Genomic DNA, 18,900 nt, shown 5'->3' with positions numbered 1-18,900 from the left:
GATGACCTATGCCCGGCACTCTTACCTTCGAAGCCCTCAAAGCCGCCGTTCAGGACGGATCGATCGATACCGTTTTGGTCTGTTTCGTCGACATGCAAGGCCGCTTGATGGGCAAGCGTTTTCACGGTGTTAATTTCGTGGAAACCTCCTATCGAGAAACACATTGCTGCAATTACTTGCTGGCAACCGATCTCGAAATGGCGACCCCTCATGGGTATGCGTCTACGTCATGGGAAACCGGGTATGGTGACTATGTCATGCAACCCGATCTCAGCACAATTCGTCCCGTACCTTGGCTGGCAGGCACCGCGATGGTATTGTGCGATGTTTTGGATCACCATACCCACGAACCCGTGCCACATAGCCCGCGGGCCATGTTGAAAAAGCAAGTTGCTCGGCTAGAGGCCTTGGGTTTTGATGCAATGATGGCGACCGAGCTTGAATTCTTTTTGTTTGAAAAGAGCCTCGATGACATTCGCAAAAGCGGATTTAGCTCTCTAGATCCGATCAGTGGCTACAATGAAGATTACCACATTTTTCAAACCACTAAAGAAGAAGGGGTAATGCGCCCCATCCGCAATCACCTGTTCGCTGCGGGCCTACCCATTGAAAATACCAAGGGAGAAGCTGAAGCGGGACAGGCAGAGCTGAATATCCGGTATTCTCCTGCTTTGGATTGCGCAGATCACCATTCGATCGCCAAACACGCGATTAAAGAAATCGCGTGGCAAAATGGCAGAGCAGCATCGTTTCTTCCCAAGTGGCACCATACGCGCGTGGGCTCTTCCAGCCATGTGCATCAATCGCTTTGGCAGCATGGTGAACCCGCCTTTTTTGATCCCGATCGCAAGTACGGCATGTCAGAAGTGATGGAACACTACATGGCTGGCCTTATCGCGTACGCGGGCGACTACGTCTATTTCTTGGCTCCTTATATCAACAGCTACAAACGCTTTGCTAAGGGGACGTTCGCCCCGACAAAGGCCGTTTGGTCAGTCGACAATCGCACGGCGGGATTCCGTCTGTGCGGAGAGGGGACAAAAGGCGTGCGGGTCGAATGCCGGATCGGCGGTTCGGACCTTAATCCCTACTTGGCTCAGACCGTCATGCTTGCTGCTGGGATCAAGGGGCTAGAGGACAAGATGACGTTGGCGGCCGCCACGACTGGCGATGTCTATGAGGACGCAAAAGCCTCCGACATCCCACAGACACTGCGCTCGGCGACGGACTCGTTGCGAAACTCCGACTTTCTACGCGAAGCCCTCGGCGATGATGTGGTCAACCACTACACCCGCGCGGCGGAATGGGAACAAGAAGAATTTGACCGCGTTGTGACCGATTGGGAAATCGCACGCGGATTTGAAAGGGCTTAAAGATTATGACAATCCAGTGTATTTCTCCGATTGACGGGTCGGTATATGTACGCCGTGAAACTCTCAACCGCGCACAAGCCGATGCGGCAGTGGGTCGGGCTCAGGCCGCTCAAAAGGAGTGGGCCAATCGCCCGCTAGCAGAGCGGATAGCCCTTGTGCAGGCCGGCGTTACCGCTGTGGGCGCTATGAATGATGAAATCGTTCCAGAGCTCGCTCATCAGATGGGGCGCCCGGTTCGATATGGCGGTGAGTTCGGCGGATTTGATGAGCGTGCAAGGTATATGGCCAGCATCGCGGATGAGGCTCTCGCTCCGATTGAAGTTGAGGATAGTGGTGCATTCCGCCGGGTTATCAAACGCGTGCCGCATGGGCTCGTGCTGATCGTGGCCCCATGGAATTATCCTTACATGACCGCGATCAATACGGTCGCGCCGGCTTTGATTGCGGGCAATGCCGTCATGCTCAAGCATGCCTCACAAACACCACTGGTCGGAGAGCGTTTGGCGCAAGCGTTCCATAGCGTGGGTATTCCTGAGGACGTTTTCCAGAATGTCTTCCTCGACCATCAAACGACCTCCGATCTCATTGGCGCGCGATCCTTTGGCTTTGTGAACTTTACCGGATCGGTCGGTGGTGGCCGCGCCATGGAAGCTGCCGCAAGCGGGACTTTCACCGGCCTTGGGTTGGAACTGGGAGGTAAAGACCCCGGGTATGTGATGGACGACGCAGACGTTGATGCAGCCGCTGAAACTCTGATTGACGGGGCCATGTTTAATTCCGGGCAATGCTGTTGTGGGATCGAACGCATCTATGTTCACGAAAGTCTGTTTGACAGTTTCGTACAAAAGGCGGTCGAAATCGTAAAAGGATACACCCTTGGCAACCCGCTTGAGCCGGACACGACGATTGGTCCTATGGCACATGCTCGATTTGCTCAAGTCGTACGTAGCCAAATATCAGAGGCTTTGGCCCAAGGCGCGACGCCGCACATAGAGACGTTTGCACAAGATGACGGCGGCGCCTATCTGACGCCCCAAATCCTGACCAATGTCACCCATGACATGCGTGTTATGCGAGAAGAAAGCTTTGGCCCCGTTGTTGGGATTATGTCCGTAAAAGACGACGCGGAAGCGATCTGCCTGATGAATGACAGCGACTACGGTCTGACGGCGTCCCTCTGGACCAAAGATGTCGCAAGGGCCGAAAGCATCGCAGATCAGATCGAAACAGGAACCGTGTTCATGAACCGGGCAGATTACCTTGATCCGGGGTTGTGCTGGACAGGGTGCAAAGACACTGGACGGGGAGGGGGGTTGTCGGTCATTGGCTACCACAATCTAACGCGTCCGAAATCATACCATCTCAAGAAAGCATAAGCCCATGAGCATCATAGCAAACTGGTCCTATCCTACGGCAATCCGCTTTGGCGCGGGCCGGATCTCAGAAATTGCGGATGCCTGCGCATCTGCGGGAATTTCCAAACCTTTGCTGATTACGGACCGTGGTCTCGCGGCGATGGATATCACAACAAAGACACTCGACCTGCTTGAAGAAGCGGGTCTAGGGCGTGCGATATTCTCTGACGTTGACCCAAACCCAAATGAGAAAAACGCCGAAGCCGGTGTGCGAGCCTTCAAGGAAGGTGGCCACGATGGTGTTATCGCGTTCGGCGGTGGTTCTGGCCTTGATCTAGGGAAGTTGGTTGCGTTTTGGGCGGGGCAAACGCGGCCCTTGTGGGATTTTGAGGATATCGGTGATTGGTGGACGCGCGCGGACGCTGATGCGATCGCGCCCATCGTTGCTGTGCCGACAACGGCGGGCACCGGATCGGAAGTTGGCCGAGCGTCGGTCATTACCAATTCTGAAACACAAGAGAAAAAGATTATCTTCCATCCTAAATTCCTGCCGACAGTAGTCATTTGCGACCCTGAGCTGACGGTTGGAATGCCTCAGTTTATTACAGCAGGAACAGGGCTTGATGCCTTCGCGCACTGTGTTGAGGCCTATTGCTCACCGCACTATCATCCTATGTCCCAAGGGATGGCGTTGGAGGGCATGCGTCTGGTCAAAGAGTATCTGCCGCGTGTTTATGCCGATGGCACTGATATTGAGGCGCGGGCACATATGATGTCAGCGGCGGTTATGGGCGCTACCGCCTTTCAAAAAGGTCTGGGCGCTATTCATGCGCTTTCGCACCCTATCGGGGCCATTTACCATACCCACCACGGCACGACGAATGCTGTCTGCATGCCTGCGGTGCTGCAATTTAATAAGCCTGAAATCCGTGGAAAACTGGCTCGAGCGGCCAATTACCTGAGCATCCAACGCGGATTTGAGGGCTTTTGTGCCTATGTTGATGACCTTAACGCTTCGTTGGGTATTCCTAAGTCGCTCACGGAAATGGGTATTGAAAGTATCGACGTGGATCGTGTGGTTGCGGGGGCACTACGGGACCCAAGCACGGGCGGCAATCCGGTTAAAATGACTGAAACCAATACAAGATCACTTCTCTTGGCTTGCATCTAAAGGTAAGAAGTCACTCTGATAAAAAGGGTGCTAACTCAGTTGGCGCCCTTTGTCTTTTTATCAGATGAGGTTGTGAGGAAGATGACGGACGGCAGTCAGTGTTTATCCTGGAAACACCGCCCCCACCGCGCGTTCAAGGCGCGATATGACTTCATCCACTTGGCTGTCTGACATGATGAACGGTGGTGCGAGCAGAACATGGTCACCATGCTGACCGTCCCGTGTTCCGGGCATCGGATAACAAATAAGCCCCTCCGCAAACGCGGCTTGCTTAAGTTTTCCAGCATACCCATTTTGGGGATCAAAGGGTGTTCGCGTTTCGCGGTCGGCTACGAACTCAATGCCCCAAAACAGCCCGCGACCGCGAATATCCCCAACATGAGAGTGCTGTGCGAATGTTTCGTTTAGGGCCTTTTGAAACGTATCACCAACCTCGCGCACGCGCTGAACCAGTGAATGGTCATAGATTTCCTGTAAAACGGCTCGACCGGCGGCCGCAGCAACGGGGTGGCCCAGATAGGTGTGGCCATGTTGGAAAAAGCCGGTGCCCTCAGCGATGGCATCATAGATTGTGCTGGTGCAGAGCATCGCGCCGATCGGCTGATAGCCAGCGCCCAAGCCTTTGGCGATACACAGGATGTCGGGCGCTATGCCGTCAGCTTCGCAGGCAAACAAATGCCCGTGGAATAGCCCCCTGAAAGTGGTCCACCCACTGGGATAGAAGTATCCCGATTTCAGGAGGACCAGAGAATGGCTGGAAAACGAGAGAAACCGGAAGACATTGTAACGAAGTTGCGGCAGATCGAGGTGCTGCACGGCCAAGGCGTGCCCATCGCGGATGCAGTTCGGCAGGTTGGAACGACACAACAGACCTTTTATCGCTGGCGCAAATTGTATGGCGGAATGGGTCGGGCGCAGTTGAAGCGTCTCAAAGAGCTGGAGAAAGAGAACCAGCATCTTAGGCGCGCTGTTTCTGACCTGACGCTGGACAAGTTGATCCTGACCGAGGCTGCACGGGGAAACTACTGAGCCCTTCGCGTCGCCGTCGGTGCATTGATTATGTGCGGCAGACGCTTGGCGTATCTGAGCGCCGCGCCTGCCGCACATTGGGACAGCATCGCTCCACTCAACGCAAGGTTCCAACAGGCCGATCTGATGAAGAACTGCTGACTGAGGATATTATCGAGCTTGCCCGCAAGTATGGGCGCTACGGATATCGCATGGTCACGGGGCTGCTCAACAACTCGGGCAGGTCATGTAAACCACAAGCGGGTTGAGCGCATCTGGCGACGTGAAGGGCTGAAGGTCCCGCAGAAACAGGCAAAGAAGGGCCGCCTCTGGCTGAATGATGGCTCGTGCGTCCGGCTGCGGCCTGAACGTCCGAACCATGTCTGGTCTTACGACTTCGTCCAGGACCGCACCCACGACGGTCGCGCTTATCGCACGCTCAATATCATTGATGAGTATACCAAGGAGGCACTGATGATCCGTGTCGATCGCAAGCTCAATTCCATCGATGTGGTGGACGCACTGACAGACTTGTTCATCCTGCGCGGACCGCCTGAGTTCATAAGGTCTGACAACGGCCCCGAGTTTATTGCCCAGAAGGTCAGGGACTGGATCGGAGCTGTTGGTGCGAAGACCGCATACATTGAGCCGGGATCACCCTGGGAGAGCGGCTATTGTGAGAGCTTCAACGCCAGATTCCGCGATGAGCTGCTCAACGGTGAGCTCTTCTACACGCTCCGAGAAGCCCAAATCCTGATCGAACGATGGCGCATCCACTACAATACCGTCAGGCCCCACAGCGCCTTGGGATACCGACCGCCAGCGCCAGAAAGCTTCATCCCGATGGACCGATGGACCAGAGGCCGATCATGCACTAACATTTCAATTAGACCACTCGATGGGGGCTCTTCACGATTTCACGACTTGTCTGTCCTCCTTTTCAACGCATCGAATAGGGCAGAACCAATGGCTCCTTCCACCTGTGGTGTGGAAGGTTTTGTTTTGGGTGGCCGCGCCGTCATCGTTTTTGCACGGTCAGAAGGTTTCGACCTTTCAGTTGTTTTCCCGCGAGGCATCCTAATAGTCTCATTGTCCTTGCGCATGGTCAGGCCAATCCGTTTGCGGGTGACGTCGACTTCGGTCACGCGCACGCGAACCACATCGCCGGTCTTGACGACATCGTGCGGGTCTTTGACAAAACGGTCAGCCAATTGGCTGATATGGACAAGCCCGTCCTGATGCACGCCAATATCCACAAAGGCTCCGAAGGCAGCCACGTTTGTAACGGTACCCTCAAGCGACATGCCGGGTTTAAGGTCGGTCATGTTGTTTATACCATCAGCGAAGGTGGCTGTCTTGAACGAGGGTCGCGGGTCGCGGCCAGGTTTTTCCAGTTCGGACAGAATGTCGCGCACGGTGGGCAAGCCGAAGCTGCCATCGACGAATTGTTCTGCCTGCACACCGACCAGGGCGCTGCTGTCGCCCATAATCGCGCGAATGTCGCGGCCACAAGCCTGCACGATCTTGCGCGCAACGCCGTATGCCTCGGGGTGGACCGAGGACGCATCAAGCGGTTCAGCACCGCCCGTGATCCGCAAGAAACCGGCGCATTGCTCAAAAGCTTTGGGGCCAAGCCCCGCAACCTTTAGCAGCGCCTTGCGATCAGCAAATGGTCCGTTTGCATCGCGGTGCGCGACAATCGCCTGTGCGAGTGACGGCCCAAGCCCAGCGATATGTGACAGCAATGGTGCGGACGCCATATTAAGATTGACGCCCACTGCGTTCACGGCATCTTCGACCACAGCGGCAAGCGACTGCGCCAGACGGCGTTGGTCAACATCGTGTTGGTATTGGCCAACCCCGATGGCCTGCGGTTCGATCTTGACCAGTTCGGACAGAGGATCTTGTAAGCGGCGGGCGATAGACACCGCACCACGCAGCGACACGTCAATGTCAGGGAATTCTAATGAGGCCAATTCGGACGCGGAATAGACCGAAGCTCCTGCCTCTGACACGATTACAGGTGTGGGACGCTGGGTTCCTGCGGGTAGGCTTTTGATAACATCCGCAACAAGACGTTCTGACTCGCGGCTGGCAGTGCCATTGCCGATCGCGACGAGGGCAATACCGTGTTTGTGGATCATCTGGGTCAGCGTGGCTACTGCACCTCGCAGGTCATTGCGGGGCTGGAACGGATAGATGGTTGCGGTGTCCAAAAGCTTGCCAGTTTCGTCCACCACTGCGATTTTGCACCCCGTGCGAATACCGGGATCAAGGCCTAGAGTGGCCCTCGCGCCCGCAGGTGCAGCCAGCAGAAGGTCGCGCAGGTTGCGTGCGAACACGTCAATCGCGGCATCATGGGCGCGGCGACGCAGGTCCCCCATCAGGTCCATGAACATCGATAAGCTTAGTTTCACATTCCAGGCCCAAACTGCGACCTCCCGCAACCAAACGTCGCCCGTACCTTGGCCCTGTATGCCGATTTCGGCGTTGATGGTGCCTATCACGCGCCGCAAGCCCGCCTCTGGCTCAGGTGCGATGTTGAGCGTAACAATTTCTTCTTTGGAGGCTCGCAAAAGGGCTAGTGCGCGATGGGACGGGATTGTTGCCCATTTTTCGCTATGATCAAAATAATCGGAAAACTTCGCGCCAACATCTTCCTTTCCAGCAGTGACTTTGGCGGAGATCATAGCTTCGCTCTGCATCATCTCGCGTAGGCGGCCGAGTAAGGAGGCGTTTTCAGCCAGTTCCTCGACTAAAATATCACGCGCACCGTTGAGCGCGTCTTTTGGGCTGGTGACTGCGTCGTTAAGATAAGCCTGAGCGAGGTCTGTCGGATCTGCGGCGCGGTCTTGCATGATAGCGCGTAACAAAGGCTCTAATCCGTTTTCGCGGGCGATCATCGCTTTGGTGCGGCGCTTGGGTTTGTAAGGTAAGTAAAGGTCTTCGAGCACTGATTTGGTATCTGCCTGTGCAATCGCACGAGCCAGATCATCGGTGAGTTTGCCCTGGGATGTAATTTCGCCGAGGATTGCAGCGCGGCGCTTTTCCAGATCACGCAGGTAGTCTAGCCGCTCTGCCAATTTGCGCAGTTGGGTATCATCAAGTCCGCCTGTCGCTTCTTTGCGATAACGCGCGACGAAGGGGACCGTGTCGCCACCATCCAGCAAACCGACCGTTGCCCGGACTTGTTCAGCTGTCGCGCCAATATCGGTGGCGATCGTGCGGGCAATACGAACTTCGGTGGCGGTCATGGCTGTCTCCTTCAGGGATGCTGGAGGTTCTGATAACCGCGCGATTACGGCGCGCCAAGTCAGCATTTGTGTCGCGACACGGCGCTGCCAAAATCGTGTATGCCGCAGTCGAGGTGCAACCATGCGTGTAAAAAATCAGCTATGGTGCATCGCATGCCGAAGGGTGAAAATGCGCCCGGAGCGCGCATGTGAGGGCTTGATTACGATCCTCTATGGCAACGCCATGTCAATGTCTGGCGAGACGCACCCTCGGAAAATCCACAAACGTTTGTGCTCAGCCGTGCTCAGGGATGGCCGATGAAATTCGTGGACATTGAAACGGTTTGGTTTGGCCGCGTGATGGCGGGCAATTGTGCCCGCTTCAGTCGCAAACCATGTCACTTTAAAACAATTACAAACCGAGCCCCACCCAGTTCAGACGACGTCGGGTTAATTTGTCCCCCGTGAGCCTCAACAATCTGTTTGGCCAATGCCAGCCCAAGGCCTGATGCATTTGCCTGAACAGCATTGCCCCTCCGTGCTGTGTAAAAACGTTCAAAGATAAGCTCTGCAGCTGCTTCACTCACTCCTGGGCCAGTATCCTCAATTTCCAGCACGACACCGTGACGCCACGTCTTTTTCAACGTGATACGAATAGTTCCGACTGGTCGTGTGAATGAGACCGCATTATCAAGTAGGTTGACAATAATCTGCCCCCATCTGTCTTGCAGTCCAGTAATAGCTACCCTTCGCTGAATGTTGCGAACAAACTTGAGGCTGGGATATTCGTTAACATCTTCATAGTGGTCGAGTATCTCTCCAATCGTTTCCGAAAGATCAAAGCGCTCACGCTTCTTTGTGACCAGATCATTATCAACCACAGCAGCTTCAGAAATTTCAGTCACAAGTTTGTTCATTCGAACAGCCTGCGCCTTCATCTTTCCTATGACCTCGGGATCTGTAGTAGCAGCGTCTTCGCAGTTCTCTGCATATGCGATGATACTTGCTATAGGATTCTTGAGTTCATGGCTCACCTCTGCAGCAAACTGCTCTTTTTCCTGAAAGAGTTCTGTCATCTGCTTAGTGAGCTTGACGAGATTTTCATGTAGTTTGCCGATTTCATCACGGCGGCGACTAAGGCTGCTGATACTGAAACTTTGTAACTGAACAGCGATGTCGTCCGGCGACAACTTTTGGTCTAATCGCTTGGACAATCTTCGAAGAGGGAAGGCGATCGATACTGCTAGTACGATCCCAAAGACACAGCTAATCAAAGAGATACCACCTAATAAATTAAGCCGCATGGCATTTCTTCCGAAATATGCATCTTTAATTTGGTAGCTGTCTCTAACCTCTACTATACCAATAGTTTCTCGGCCATCCCGGATAGGGGTAAGAACACGTAGGTTATAAGAGCCAGCTTCATTAGTGATAACTTCACTTTGACTACTAAACCTTGCGCGCTTTTCAACAAGCGGCTTTGTAAGAACCTTTCGGTCCACTAAAGGCTTATAAATCTCGAATAAACCGCCAACAATCTGGTCAGTAAAGCTTGGCTGTGCCCGCTGCTGACTACTTAAGCTCGACGGTAAACCACTGACGATAATGGGCTCTTGCCGACTTGCGGCCGATCCGTCAAAGTATTTAAACCACTCAGAATGCTCACCCTCAGCTTCGAAGCGATAGATATTCACGAATTCTGAGTTTGGTATAACTTTGCGCGAAAATTTCTGGCTAATTCTTACCATTTTTTCAAAATCAGTAATTTTGGTGTCTTGCATGATCGGTAGAGCAATCTGAGCATAAAGAATAGCGGATAGAGATATCTGATCTTTTTTATGCTTGATTTCATTTATGGCAAAGTCATCCGACGCTAAGGCAAATATCCATAGCACAACATTAAATATCAAAATCAAACCGAGTATTTTACTCAATATACTGTGCATGTCAGACTACCAGCTTGTAGCCCAGTCCATGCACGGTCTTAATTAGTTCCGCTTCTTGATCAACGGCTCGAATTTTAGACCGAATGTTTCGTACATGGCTGTCGATTGTTCTATCACTGACAAAAACATTACCTTCATAGCATGCGTCCATCAGCTGAGACCTCTTTTTTACTGCGCCAGGCCTTTCTGCTAACGAGATTAAAATCATACACTCTGTGACTGTAAGAGTGAGCGCCTGCTCTTGCCAGCTGACGAGGTGGCGCTCGCGGTCAATCGATAAATCACCCGCAACTATAGGGCGCTGCGACACCTGTTCAGCGGGTGCGTACCGGCGAAGAACGGACTTAATACGAAATATCAGAAGCTGTTTGGTGAAAGGCTTCCCAACGTAATCGTCTGCACCTGCGGAAAAGCCAATCAGTTGGTCTGCATCCTCATTTTTACTACTCAAAAAAATTGTGGGGATTGACGGGTGTACCTCTCTCACCCTTTGCAGAAGTTCGAGCCCGTTGAGTTCGGGCATTTTGATGTCAAAAACCACTAGATCTGCTGCTTGATGCTTTAGGTAAGCCAACGCTTTAAGCGAGCTGGAAAATGCACGTACAGAGTAGCCCTCTTCTAAGAGCATCTCTTCAAGTGGCTCGAGGATTTCCACCTCATCATCAACGATTACAATTTTCGGCATACGGTCCTCGCTTGGCACTTTCATGGCGGCTCAAGCACTGTGGATCAATCGTTTTCTCAGGAGTGCACAGCTTCTGCACATATCTCCTTAAAATCTACAAAACTGGCCAAATATATCTGCATTTTCACGCTGTAAACCGAGTGTCGCAGGTTGAGGCAACCTGTCGAGCAGACGAGCGTGCTCCTCCCGCGAGGCAATCTCCCGGCCTCGCGGGAGTTACTAAACCTAATAGGCAACAGACGAGAGGTCACCATGATATCCACAAGCGTTCTTATCGTATTTCTACTGTTTAGCTTCGGTCTCGTACTGTGGGCAGAACAATGACCTGGAAATTCATGGGCCCAGTCCTGTCCCTATTTTTGACGCACGATGCTTCGGCGCAGGACCTCTGGGCGTTGTCTAGAGAACAAACCCTAACTGTTGATAGTGTGGAACATCCCAAGGGGATGTTGGAAATTATGCCATCGAAAAACTGCGACGCACTAGAACTGAGATTATGGACTGAATTTGCGCGGTCTAGCGTGCAAGGTGTATCATCTGGTGATGCTGTGGAGCTCAGTTTCTTTTTGGCTGACAAACAGATCGCATCTGAAGGCCATCTTTTAGAAATCTATCCAAGTGAAAGTTCTGACAGTGATCTGGTTTATATCAGATTAGGCTATTGGGACTGGGATGTGATCGACCATCTACCTCAGTACACTGAGCACTCTCAATTTTCGCTGTACGCCGAGGGGATTGAACTTTCGTCAAGCAATAAGTGGCCGGTGGCCAACCTTACTGATAGCCTTGAAATTCTTAAACTTGGCTGTGACACTCATAAAAACGACACCCTTATATGAAGCTACAACAGAGCAAGGGTCGCCCGACGTGCAAGGCGACTTCACCTAAATTTTTCACAGACACTGTCGAACGAAAGAAACTTAAAATGCGTCAATTTATTCAGATAGTTACCCACATATTCTTGTTGGCATTTCCTACGTTTCTCATGGCAGAGCAAGTCGGTCGCTACATCGCTATCGAGCGGATTGTGATTAATGACATAATAACCGTTCCGGCTGGCGCTGAAGTGAACTTCCTTGGTGTTATCGACGTTACCCGAAGCAATTCGCCAAGCGGAAAGCTCGCGACATTCACCTACGGCGATCGAGTGCTGAACGCTGATGCGTCGTTGTTCTACTCGCAGGACAATGATCAAAACGTGACGGTTTACCCAGCTCGTACGTTTGATAGTGGTTCCTCGGCCTCTATGTGTTCGACTTTGGTTCAAAAAGTACATGATGAGGTGCTAGAATTCGCCGATGATGGATACCAAAAGTACTTTGAACTCACGTCAAATGATAAGGTTGTAGATGCTTACTCTGTCACGAGCCCAACGGATATTTTTTCATGGAGAGATGAACTCAGGGAATTTTGTATTATTGGCCTTGATCATTCGACCCGTTACCAACTGCGTCTTCTACCTGACTTAACATTGGCGCGAAAAAACTATAAGGTCGTGGTACAGACGCCGATTACGCTTGTGTTCAAAACACCGCCGCGAATTCCAAGCATTAAGTTGGACTCGTCGAAGTCGATTATGACAGATCCCACCAACGCGTTTATTCCGATAGAATATACAAACGTGACAGAGCTTGAAGTCACTCTTCACAAGATCGATCTAGCCTCACTACCGGCTTACAACGATGTCTTCACACTGCTCGATGGTGCAGAAATCAACCAGCTTCAAAATTACTGGGGCGAAGAAATTCTACAAAAAACGATTTCAGTAGACGCTCCGTTGAACCAACCACAAAAGTTGAACTTGAATTTTGGAGATCTCCTAAGAGACGATGCTACAGGACTTTTTGTTGCCACGTTTGCGTCACCACAGATCGATAACAGTAGCTATGAAAACAGACCCACTCAATGGTTCTCAATTTCTGACATCGCAATGCAGTTCTACAAAGGGCTTAATCAATCTGACATTTTTTTGACGAGTTTTACGGATGCCGGGGCTGTTTCAGGTGCCGATGTTCGAATCGTCGCTGCCAATAATCGGACTTTATTTGAGGGAAAATCTGACGACGCAGGCCGAGTACAAGTTTCAAACAAATTTCTGAACGGTAACGGCGGGTTTGCACCAAAGTTCATACTGGTTTCGGATGCCGCTCGTGGGACAAGCATCATTGAAGTGAACAGCACTGACCAGAAACCTCGTTTCCTTGATGGTGGGAATACCAAACGGTTTCAAACAGATGTCTACTTAACCTCTGATCGCGGCATTTATCGTCCTGGAGATACTATTCAGCTGCTCGGGGTCGCAAGAACATTGGATTTGGCCCCAGTACCTTCCCAGGAGTTCATACTCAAACTTGTTAATCGCCAAGATAATCAGGTCTATACATCAGACATTTTAAGCAATGAGTTCGGTGCGTTTTCTGCGCAAGTGCCCCTGAAATCGACCATTCCACTAGGGCGCTATTCTATTCAGGTGACAACTGTAGACGAGGTGGTACTCGCGGAACATACGGTTAATGTCAGCGACTTTGCGCCCCTGACCATTGAGGCTAGCTTGGCGACTGGCGAAGACTATTGGTCAGTTGGTACCCAGCAAGAGGTCACGTTGAAAGGTATGTACTATTCGGGTGGTGCTGCTGCGGATCTATCTGCCGAGATTACCACCTTTTTGAAAGAGGTCAGCACTCACGACGCTCCGCACCTCGTTGATTTCATCTTTGGCAACAAGAACAACTCATCCACCAGCGAGATGGATAGCTTCGGCGAAGCACTTGATCATAACGGAGAGTTCACTGCTACAATTTTCACGGATTATCAATTTGAGAGCGACCGTTTTTATGAAGTGGTTGTTGAGGGGACAATCTATGACATAGGTGGGCGAGCCAACACGATCAAAAGCCGCGTGGGCTTGGACACCCTGGCTAGTTACGTTGGCGTACGTCCAGAGTTTGACGAATATGCAGATCTAGATGTTCCACCCTCATTCTCGGTTGCTTCCATAGACCGGCAGGGCAATGCGGTTGGTTTTGGCGACATTATCTATGAGGTCCGAAAAGTTAACTACGACTATAACTGGTACTATGACGGTGGCTGGCGCTGGAATGCCGTCCGCGTATCAGGCGAGACTGTGGAAGTAGGGGATGTCATAAGTCGCACGTTGACATTGCAAACAGCTCTCTCCTGGGGTCGACATGAAATTATCGTCAAAAATAGTCATGGGTTTGAAACCAGCTATGAGTTTTACGTTGGCTGGGGTGCCAATACGAAGCCAGCGAGTGAACCGGAGCAATTAAGCTTTGCGTTCGACGGCGCAGTAGTTCGCGGCACAGCCCCTTTCAGTGGTAAGCTGTCGATCTTAGTCGCAAATGAAGACATACAATCAGTGATGTTGACTGACGTCCAGCAAGGCGAATTTGAACTACCTTTCACTTTGTCCGAGGGAGCTGAACCAGGCATTCACCTACTTGCATCCCTGATTAGACCGATTGAGACAGGATCTGAACATCTCCCTCAAATTGCTCTCGGTAAAACTTGGGTCTCAACGGTACGTGCGGATAGGCAACTCGAAATTGCGGTTGATGCGCCCGCAAAAACCGACAGTAAAACGCCACTCGAAGTTTCGATTGCTACGAACGTTCCCAGCGGAAGTGCCATGATTTTCGTGGTCGATGAAGGCATTCACGCGATAACGGGGTATAAGAATGATGATATTACCGAGCATTTTCTTGCAGAACGCGCTCTGAACTATGGCATCTTCACCAATTTTGGAAAATTGATCTCTCAAGACGCGACTTTGCAATCGATACGTGTTGGCGGTGATGGCAGTATGTTGGCTGCGGCCGCGCAGGCTCCTAAATCTGAATTTTTCAAAACGTTTGTCGCGGCAAGCCCACTACTCGAGCTCAGTGATGGCAAAGCGATCCACACGTTCGAAAAAACTGATGAATGGGAAGGCCGGCTTCGTGTCGTCGTGATAGCGATGAGCGATACTGGGTTTGGCTTTAGCGAGACAGAAATCACCGTGCAGGACCCTGTCAGTATAGACGTCTCCATGCCTCGGTTTGTTGCGCCGAACGATAGCGTCAATGCGAAAATGAATGTTCGATGGAACGAATTTGATGGGCCGGTTGATTTAGAAACGACAATCGGTGGATCAACCACTACGCAACGTATTACGCCATCTGCTTCCAACGACTACGTCATGGATCTTCCAATTAGGTCAACTACAACAGGAACCGTTCCCGTCAGTGTTGCGGTAACGGCCGGTGATCGCGTCTACCGTCGCACTTATGAAATAGTCTCTCGTAGTGCGTCTTACCCGATCACAGAAATTCAATCTGTAGCGTTACAAAAACGAAACTGGCTCGGGTTCGGCAGCTCATTGGTCCAACCCTATAGCGCGTACCTTGTTGGACTTGATGCGCCTGGCAGCACATACAGTGCGAGCTTAACAAACACAGCCGGTATAAATTTGAGCCAAGTTGTATCTGAGCTCAACAGATATCCATATGGCTGTGTCGAACAGGTCTCATCCAAGGCTCGCGGTCTACTTGCTTTTACCCAGGTTCGTGGGCTGGACAAAGCGACGTCGAAGAAGATCCAACTCGGCATTGATAACCTACTCGCTAAACAAAAATTTTCCGGTGCTTTTGGCTATTGGAGTGCAAATTCACGGGTCTATGAGGCTTATCAGCCTTATGCCGTAGACACTCTACAAAAACTTCTACCTTACGCAGATAAGCCCGACCAAGTAATCGCGGCTATCAACAATGGTCTTGAATACTTGTATCGGTCAAACTTCACAGACGAACGCACGAAACTGTACGCATATGGTATCTTGGCGCGCTCAGGATATGAGGTCACCTCTCGGGCAAGGTATGCGATTGACAGCGTATTATCACGGCCGCGGACAGAGCTGTTATTTGCCACCTCAGCACCTTCCTCTACGGCAAGGGCGTTAGATGACTTTACGCTTGCATATTGGACAGCAGCCAATCTGAGCGATACAAAAAGGATGATGCAGCTAACGGAAAAGGTTCGAAACTTACTAGACCAAGCTCCCGACATTGGAGCGCTTCCTGAGCGTTCTTCTGGCGTATGGTTTTCTAGTGATCTTGCAGAAAATTATCGAGCTAGACTTTCTATTTCTGCACCTAAGTATGCCCACCTTTTGACTGAACTGAACCGAGACAGTTTGGCTCCAGCGTTGACGGAAGTTATACGGAACACCCATGCGTACTTAAGCCAGCGCCGTTACCGCTCTACCCAATCAAGTGCCAAACTGGTTGCGCTGCAAACGCATCAAGAACAATCAATGTCAGGTACCGTCGTCTTAATCGACGACGTGAAATTTGTTCTCGATGATACGGGTGGCGTTCCGTTGACAGATCATCAGCTCAAATTTGGTTTTGAAATCGAGCATAACGCGGACGTCCCGCTGTATCTTAACGTCAAAACGACCGGGCAACGAAGCTTCACTGATCCGTTGGACAACGGCTACCAGGTAACAAAATGGTGGTACGATCGTTCTGGGAATTCGGTTGATCTTACATCTGGAGCGCTGGACGTCAATCAAGGCGATCTGTTCACCGTAGTTGTTGAAATTGATCGAACAAAATCTGGTTTCGGATCAGACCTTCTCCTAACAGATCTGCTACCCACCGGCTTTGAAATTGAAGATGCAACGCTTGCTGATCCACAGATCAATGGCGTTGAGCTAGATCTCAGTGAAGGTAAGCAGCCATATTTTACCGCTGAGATGGACGATCGCTTCATCGCTCACTTTGATGACCGATGGTATCGCGGCAACTTTGCTTTTGTGAAGTACACCGTTCGCGCCGCTTACCAAGGGAAGGCTCAGATACCAGATGCAACTGTTGAGGAAATGTACGCCCCAGAGGTTAACGGGCGGTCAGGCATAGAACAGGTGGTCGTCCAAGAACGATGACAATTTTTAGGGGGATCATCTCAACGATAGTTGCTACTGCAGTGATCACTTTAGGCGCTCTAGCTTGGTACACTAATCAACCTCCCGAGCTAGGGCGTTTGGATGCCGCGTCGGGCGTCCTTCGATCAAGTGATGGTCGTATCATTAACCTTACTCTTACCGACAAAGGGTTTTGGCGCGAACCGGTGAGGATTGAAGAGATTGATCCAGGACTAGTGGAGGTCCTCATTGCATATGAGGACCAACGCTACTGGCAACACAGCGGAATAGATCTTTGGGCAGCAGCCCGTGCGGGAATTAACCTTATCAAGTACGGTAAGGTGACGTCCGGCGCATCAACCATAACCATGCAAACCGTAAGGTTGCTAAACACAAGTTTAGGCAAACGCACGTTTACCACCAAACTGCGGCAAATGGTTGAAGCTATTCGACTTGAGAGACACTGGACAAAGGATGAGATCCTAGAGGCCTATTTTACTCTCGCTCCTTACGGGGGGAATATCGAAGGCGTTAAGGCGGCCACTGAGGCTTGGTTTCAAAAAAGCCCGGCCAACCTCACTTTAAATGAAATAGCTCTGCTTGTTGCACTTCCTCAATCTCCCGAGCGACGTCGCCCTGATAGATTTCCCCATGCGGCATACGAAGCAAAACAAGTTGTTTTAGAAAAAGTAGCTCCAAGGCTGAATTTTGCTCCAAACGCTCTCGCGGAAGTCTCAATTGAGCCGCTTCCGTCGCGGCTATCTAAGCCCAGTTCACACGCGATACACCTTGCTGAGCGGCTCAATCATGCAGGCCACAGAGGTTTAAATACGACGCTGAACTCAGACTGGCAGCGTCAGGTCGAAAACATTTTAGCGCACGATATCGAGACCCGTCCGGCGCCAATTCAAGCCGCGGCACTAATAGTAGAACGTAAGACCGGTCTAGTGAGGGCTTACGTTGGCTCGTCCAACTATAGCTCTACCCTCAGAAAGGGAGCCATTAACTATCTTACTTCATTGAGAAGTCCTGGCTCTACACTGAAACCGCTCATCTACGGAAAAGCCCTAGATCGCGGACTTATCCAGTTCGATGAAGTCTTTGATGACAGCACGTATTTTAGAGCAGGGTATCAGCCGACCAACTTTAATCAGGACTTCAGCGGGAAAGTCGGCCTTCGAAATGCTCTTATCACATCGCTCAACATCCCAGCTATTCGGGTCCTAGAAAAAATTGATCCAAATCTGCTTCAAAGTGAACTAAACAGCTACCTAGACGGTGCTCTATCAACGCAGCAAGATGCTGGCCTTAGTCTGGGGGTAGGGGGGCTGTATCTGACACCAGAACAGCTAGCGTCAGTTTATCTGGGGGTTCTGGACCCTGGGCAAGCGCGGGAACTTACATTTGAGCTCGGGGAAGTGCCGCCAACCGAAATGACACTTGTTTCGCAAGCCACTGCAGAGCAGCTTTTAGATCTACTCATTCAAGAGATGAGCAATGGCGAGCGTGTAGCATTCAAAACAGGAACGTCATATGCCCGTCAGGATGCTTGGAGCGTGCAAATATATGAAAATCATCTCATTCTGGTTTGGATGGGGACACCAGATAACGAACCGACATCAACACTCACCGGCGCAGGTTCTGCATTTCCGATTTCACTCGAGATTGGGCGTTCTCTGGGTTTTAAGCCACCATCGAAACCAGTACTTCAGCCGCGTGATGCGTTCGAAGTTATGCCTGCAAAAGTTGCTTGCCATGATCTGATCAATTACCCTCAGAATGGTTCGTGGATCCGCTCGACGTCGCGAGTGTTGAAGATAATTGGTGATCAAGAAGCTGATTGGTATTTGAATGGTAAACCACTTGGACGCTTCCGGTCACAAATCGACGTGCCGCAGGCGGGCGTCAACACTCTTACGGCGAGAAAAGGTAGTTGTTCGCAAACGAATGAAGTGTTTTTAGAGCAGTAGTCGTTCTTGTAGTGTTTGAGCAGTACCGTCGTTTTCGAGCGGAAGGTGGCTTTACCGAACAGTTTGGGTGGTAGGAAAACGCGACAATTTCAGTATGATCTGAGTTGTCTCTGCCCTGCCGTGGCACGAGCCGAGAAAACGGGTTTTCGCCTAGTGCAGCCAAGTGTTCTTGGCCACGTGGTCACGGTTATTGTTCACTCCCTTTCGCCAAGCTATCGTGTGCTCAGAAAAGCAAG

At 51.3% G+C, this 18,900-nt stretch carries 9 protein-coding genes and 2 pseudogenes; 7 read left to right on the top strand and 4 right to left on the bottom strand.

What is annotated here, in order from left to right; translation table 11 throughout:
• Positions 1 to 8: 8 nt before the first annotated feature.
• The 3 genes from PM04_RS16100 to PM04_RS16090 are packed head-to-tail and all read left to right on the top strand — an operon-like array spanning position 9 to position 3,899.
• The gene (locus PM04_RS16100) at positions 9 to 1,373 is read left to right on the top strand and encodes a glutamine synthetase family protein (protein WP_038008779.1); all 1,365 of its coding nucleotides are present in this window, start codon (positions 9 to 11) and stop codon (positions 1,371 to 1,373) included.
• A gap of 5 nt (positions 1,374 to 1,378) precedes the next feature.
• Positions 1,379 to 2,749 (top strand): aldehyde dehydrogenase family protein, encoded by a 1,371-nt coding sequence (locus tag PM04_RS16095; RefSeq protein ID WP_038008777.1) that lies wholly within the window; start codon positions 1,379 to 1,381, stop codon positions 2,747 to 2,749.
• 4 nt (positions 2,750 to 2,753) lie between these two features.
• The gene (locus PM04_RS16090) at positions 2,754 to 3,899 is read left to right on the top strand and encodes an iron-containing alcohol dehydrogenase (protein ID WP_038008776.1); all 1,146 of its coding nucleotides are present in this window, start codon (positions 2,754 to 2,756) and stop codon (positions 3,897 to 3,899) included.
• Positions 3,900 to 4,001: 102 nt separating this feature from the next.
• Here PM04_RS16090 and PM04_RS16085 read toward each other — a convergent pair.
• A pseudogene (locus tag PM04_RS16085) lies at positions 4,002 to 4,580 on the bottom strand (aminotransferase class III-fold pyridoxal phosphate-dependent enzyme); the annotation flags it as partial.
• Positions 4,581 to 4,649: 69 nt separating this feature from the next.
• Between PM04_RS16085 and PM04_RS17815 the strand changes: the two are divergent.
• Positions 4,650 to 5,785: pseudogene (locus PM04_RS17815) on the top strand (IS3 family transposase).
• A gap of 39 nt (positions 5,786 to 5,824) precedes the next feature.
• On the opposite strand, the gene PM04_RS16075 reads toward PM04_RS17815, so the two are convergent.
• From PM04_RS16075 to PM04_RS16065, 3 genes are all read right to left on the bottom strand, one after another.
• On the bottom strand, positions 5,825 to 8,161 hold the full coding sequence (locus PM04_RS16075) for a Tex family protein (protein WP_038008770.1): 2,337 nt from the start codon (positions 8,159 to 8,161) through the stop codon (positions 5,825 to 5,827).
• Between the two features lie 377 nt (positions 8,162 to 8,538).
• Positions 8,539 to 10,086: a HAMP domain-containing sensor histidine kinase gene (locus tag PM04_RS16070; protein WP_052077322.1), complete on the bottom strand. Its 1,548-nt coding sequence runs from the start codon at positions 10,084 to 10,086 to the stop codon at positions 8,539 to 8,541.
• A 1-nt stretch (position 10,087) separates the two neighbouring features.
• On the bottom strand, positions 10,088 to 10,795 hold the full coding sequence (locus tag PM04_RS16065) for a response regulator transcription factor (RefSeq protein WP_235281466.1): 708 nt from the start codon (positions 10,793 to 10,795) through the stop codon (positions 10,088 to 10,090).
• 296 nt (positions 10,796 to 11,091) lie between these two features.
• Between PM04_RS16065 and PM04_RS16060 the strand changes: the two genes are divergently transcribed.
• The 3 genes from PM04_RS16060 (at position 11,092) to PM04_RS16050 (ending at position 18,664) form a co-directional block, all read left to right on the top strand.
• Positions 11,092 to 11,610, top strand: coding sequence for a hypothetical protein (locus tag PM04_RS16060; RefSeq protein WP_038008769.1), 519 nt, complete (start codon positions 11,092 to 11,094; stop codon positions 11,608 to 11,610).
• 86 nt (positions 11,611 to 11,696) lie between these two features.
• Positions 11,697 to 16,715, top strand: a complete 5,019-nt coding sequence (locus PM04_RS16055) for an alpha-2-macroglobulin (protein ID WP_038008767.1) — start codon at positions 11,697 to 11,699, stop codon at positions 16,713 to 16,715.
• Positions 16,712 to 18,664, top strand: coding sequence for a transglycosylase domain-containing protein (locus tag PM04_RS16050; RefSeq protein ID WP_038008765.1), 1,953 nt, complete (start codon positions 16,712 to 16,714; stop codon positions 18,662 to 18,664). Before PM04_RS16055 ends, PM04_RS16050 begins: the two co-directional genes overlap by 4 nt.
• Positions 18,665 to 18,900 lie beyond the last annotated feature (236 nt).

It is taken from the genome of Thalassobacter sp. 16PALIMAR09, from assembly GCF_000765485.1.
GTDB classification, from domain to species: Bacteria; Pseudomonadota; Alphaproteobacteria; order Rhodobacterales; family Rhodobacteraceae; genus Thalassobacter; species Thalassobacter stenotrophicus.
Note: the sequence above shows the minus strand (reverse complement) of the source record. Positions and strands in the feature narration are given on the sequence as shown.

Bases quoted from the DNA above. Each gene is read 5' to 3' on its own strand.
- PM04_RS16100 (WP_038008779.1), top strand. From the start codon at position 9: ATGCCCGGCACTCTTACCTTCGAAGCCCTCAAAGCCGCCGTTCAGGAC.
- PM04_RS16095 (WP_038008777.1), top strand. From the start codon at position 1,379: ATGACAATCCAGTGTATTTCTCCGATTGACGGGTCGGTATATGTACGC.
- PM04_RS16090 (WP_038008776.1), top strand. From the start codon at position 2,754: ATGAGCATCATAGCAAACTGGTCCTATCCTACGGCAATCCGCTTTGGC.
- PM04_RS16075 (WP_038008770.1), bottom strand. From the start codon at position 8,161: ATGACCGCCACCGAAGTTCGTATTGCCCGCACGATCGCCACCGATATT.
- PM04_RS16070 (WP_052077322.1), bottom strand. From the start codon at position 10,086: ATGCACAGTATATTGAGTAAAATACTCGGTTTGATTTTGATATTTAAT.
- PM04_RS16065 (WP_235281466.1), bottom strand. From the start codon at position 10,795: ATGAAAGTGCCAAGCGAGGACCGTATGCCGAAAATTGTAATCGTTGAT.
- PM04_RS16060 (WP_038008769.1), top strand. From the start codon at position 11,092: ATGACCTGGAAATTCATGGGCCCAGTCCTGTCCCTATTTTTGACGCAC.
- PM04_RS16055 (WP_038008767.1), top strand. From the start codon at position 11,697: ATGCGTCAATTTATTCAGATAGTTACCCACATATTCTTGTTGGCATTT.
- PM04_RS16050 (WP_038008765.1), top strand. From the start codon at position 16,712: ATGACAATTTTTAGGGGGATCATCTCAACGATAGTTGCTACTGCAGTG.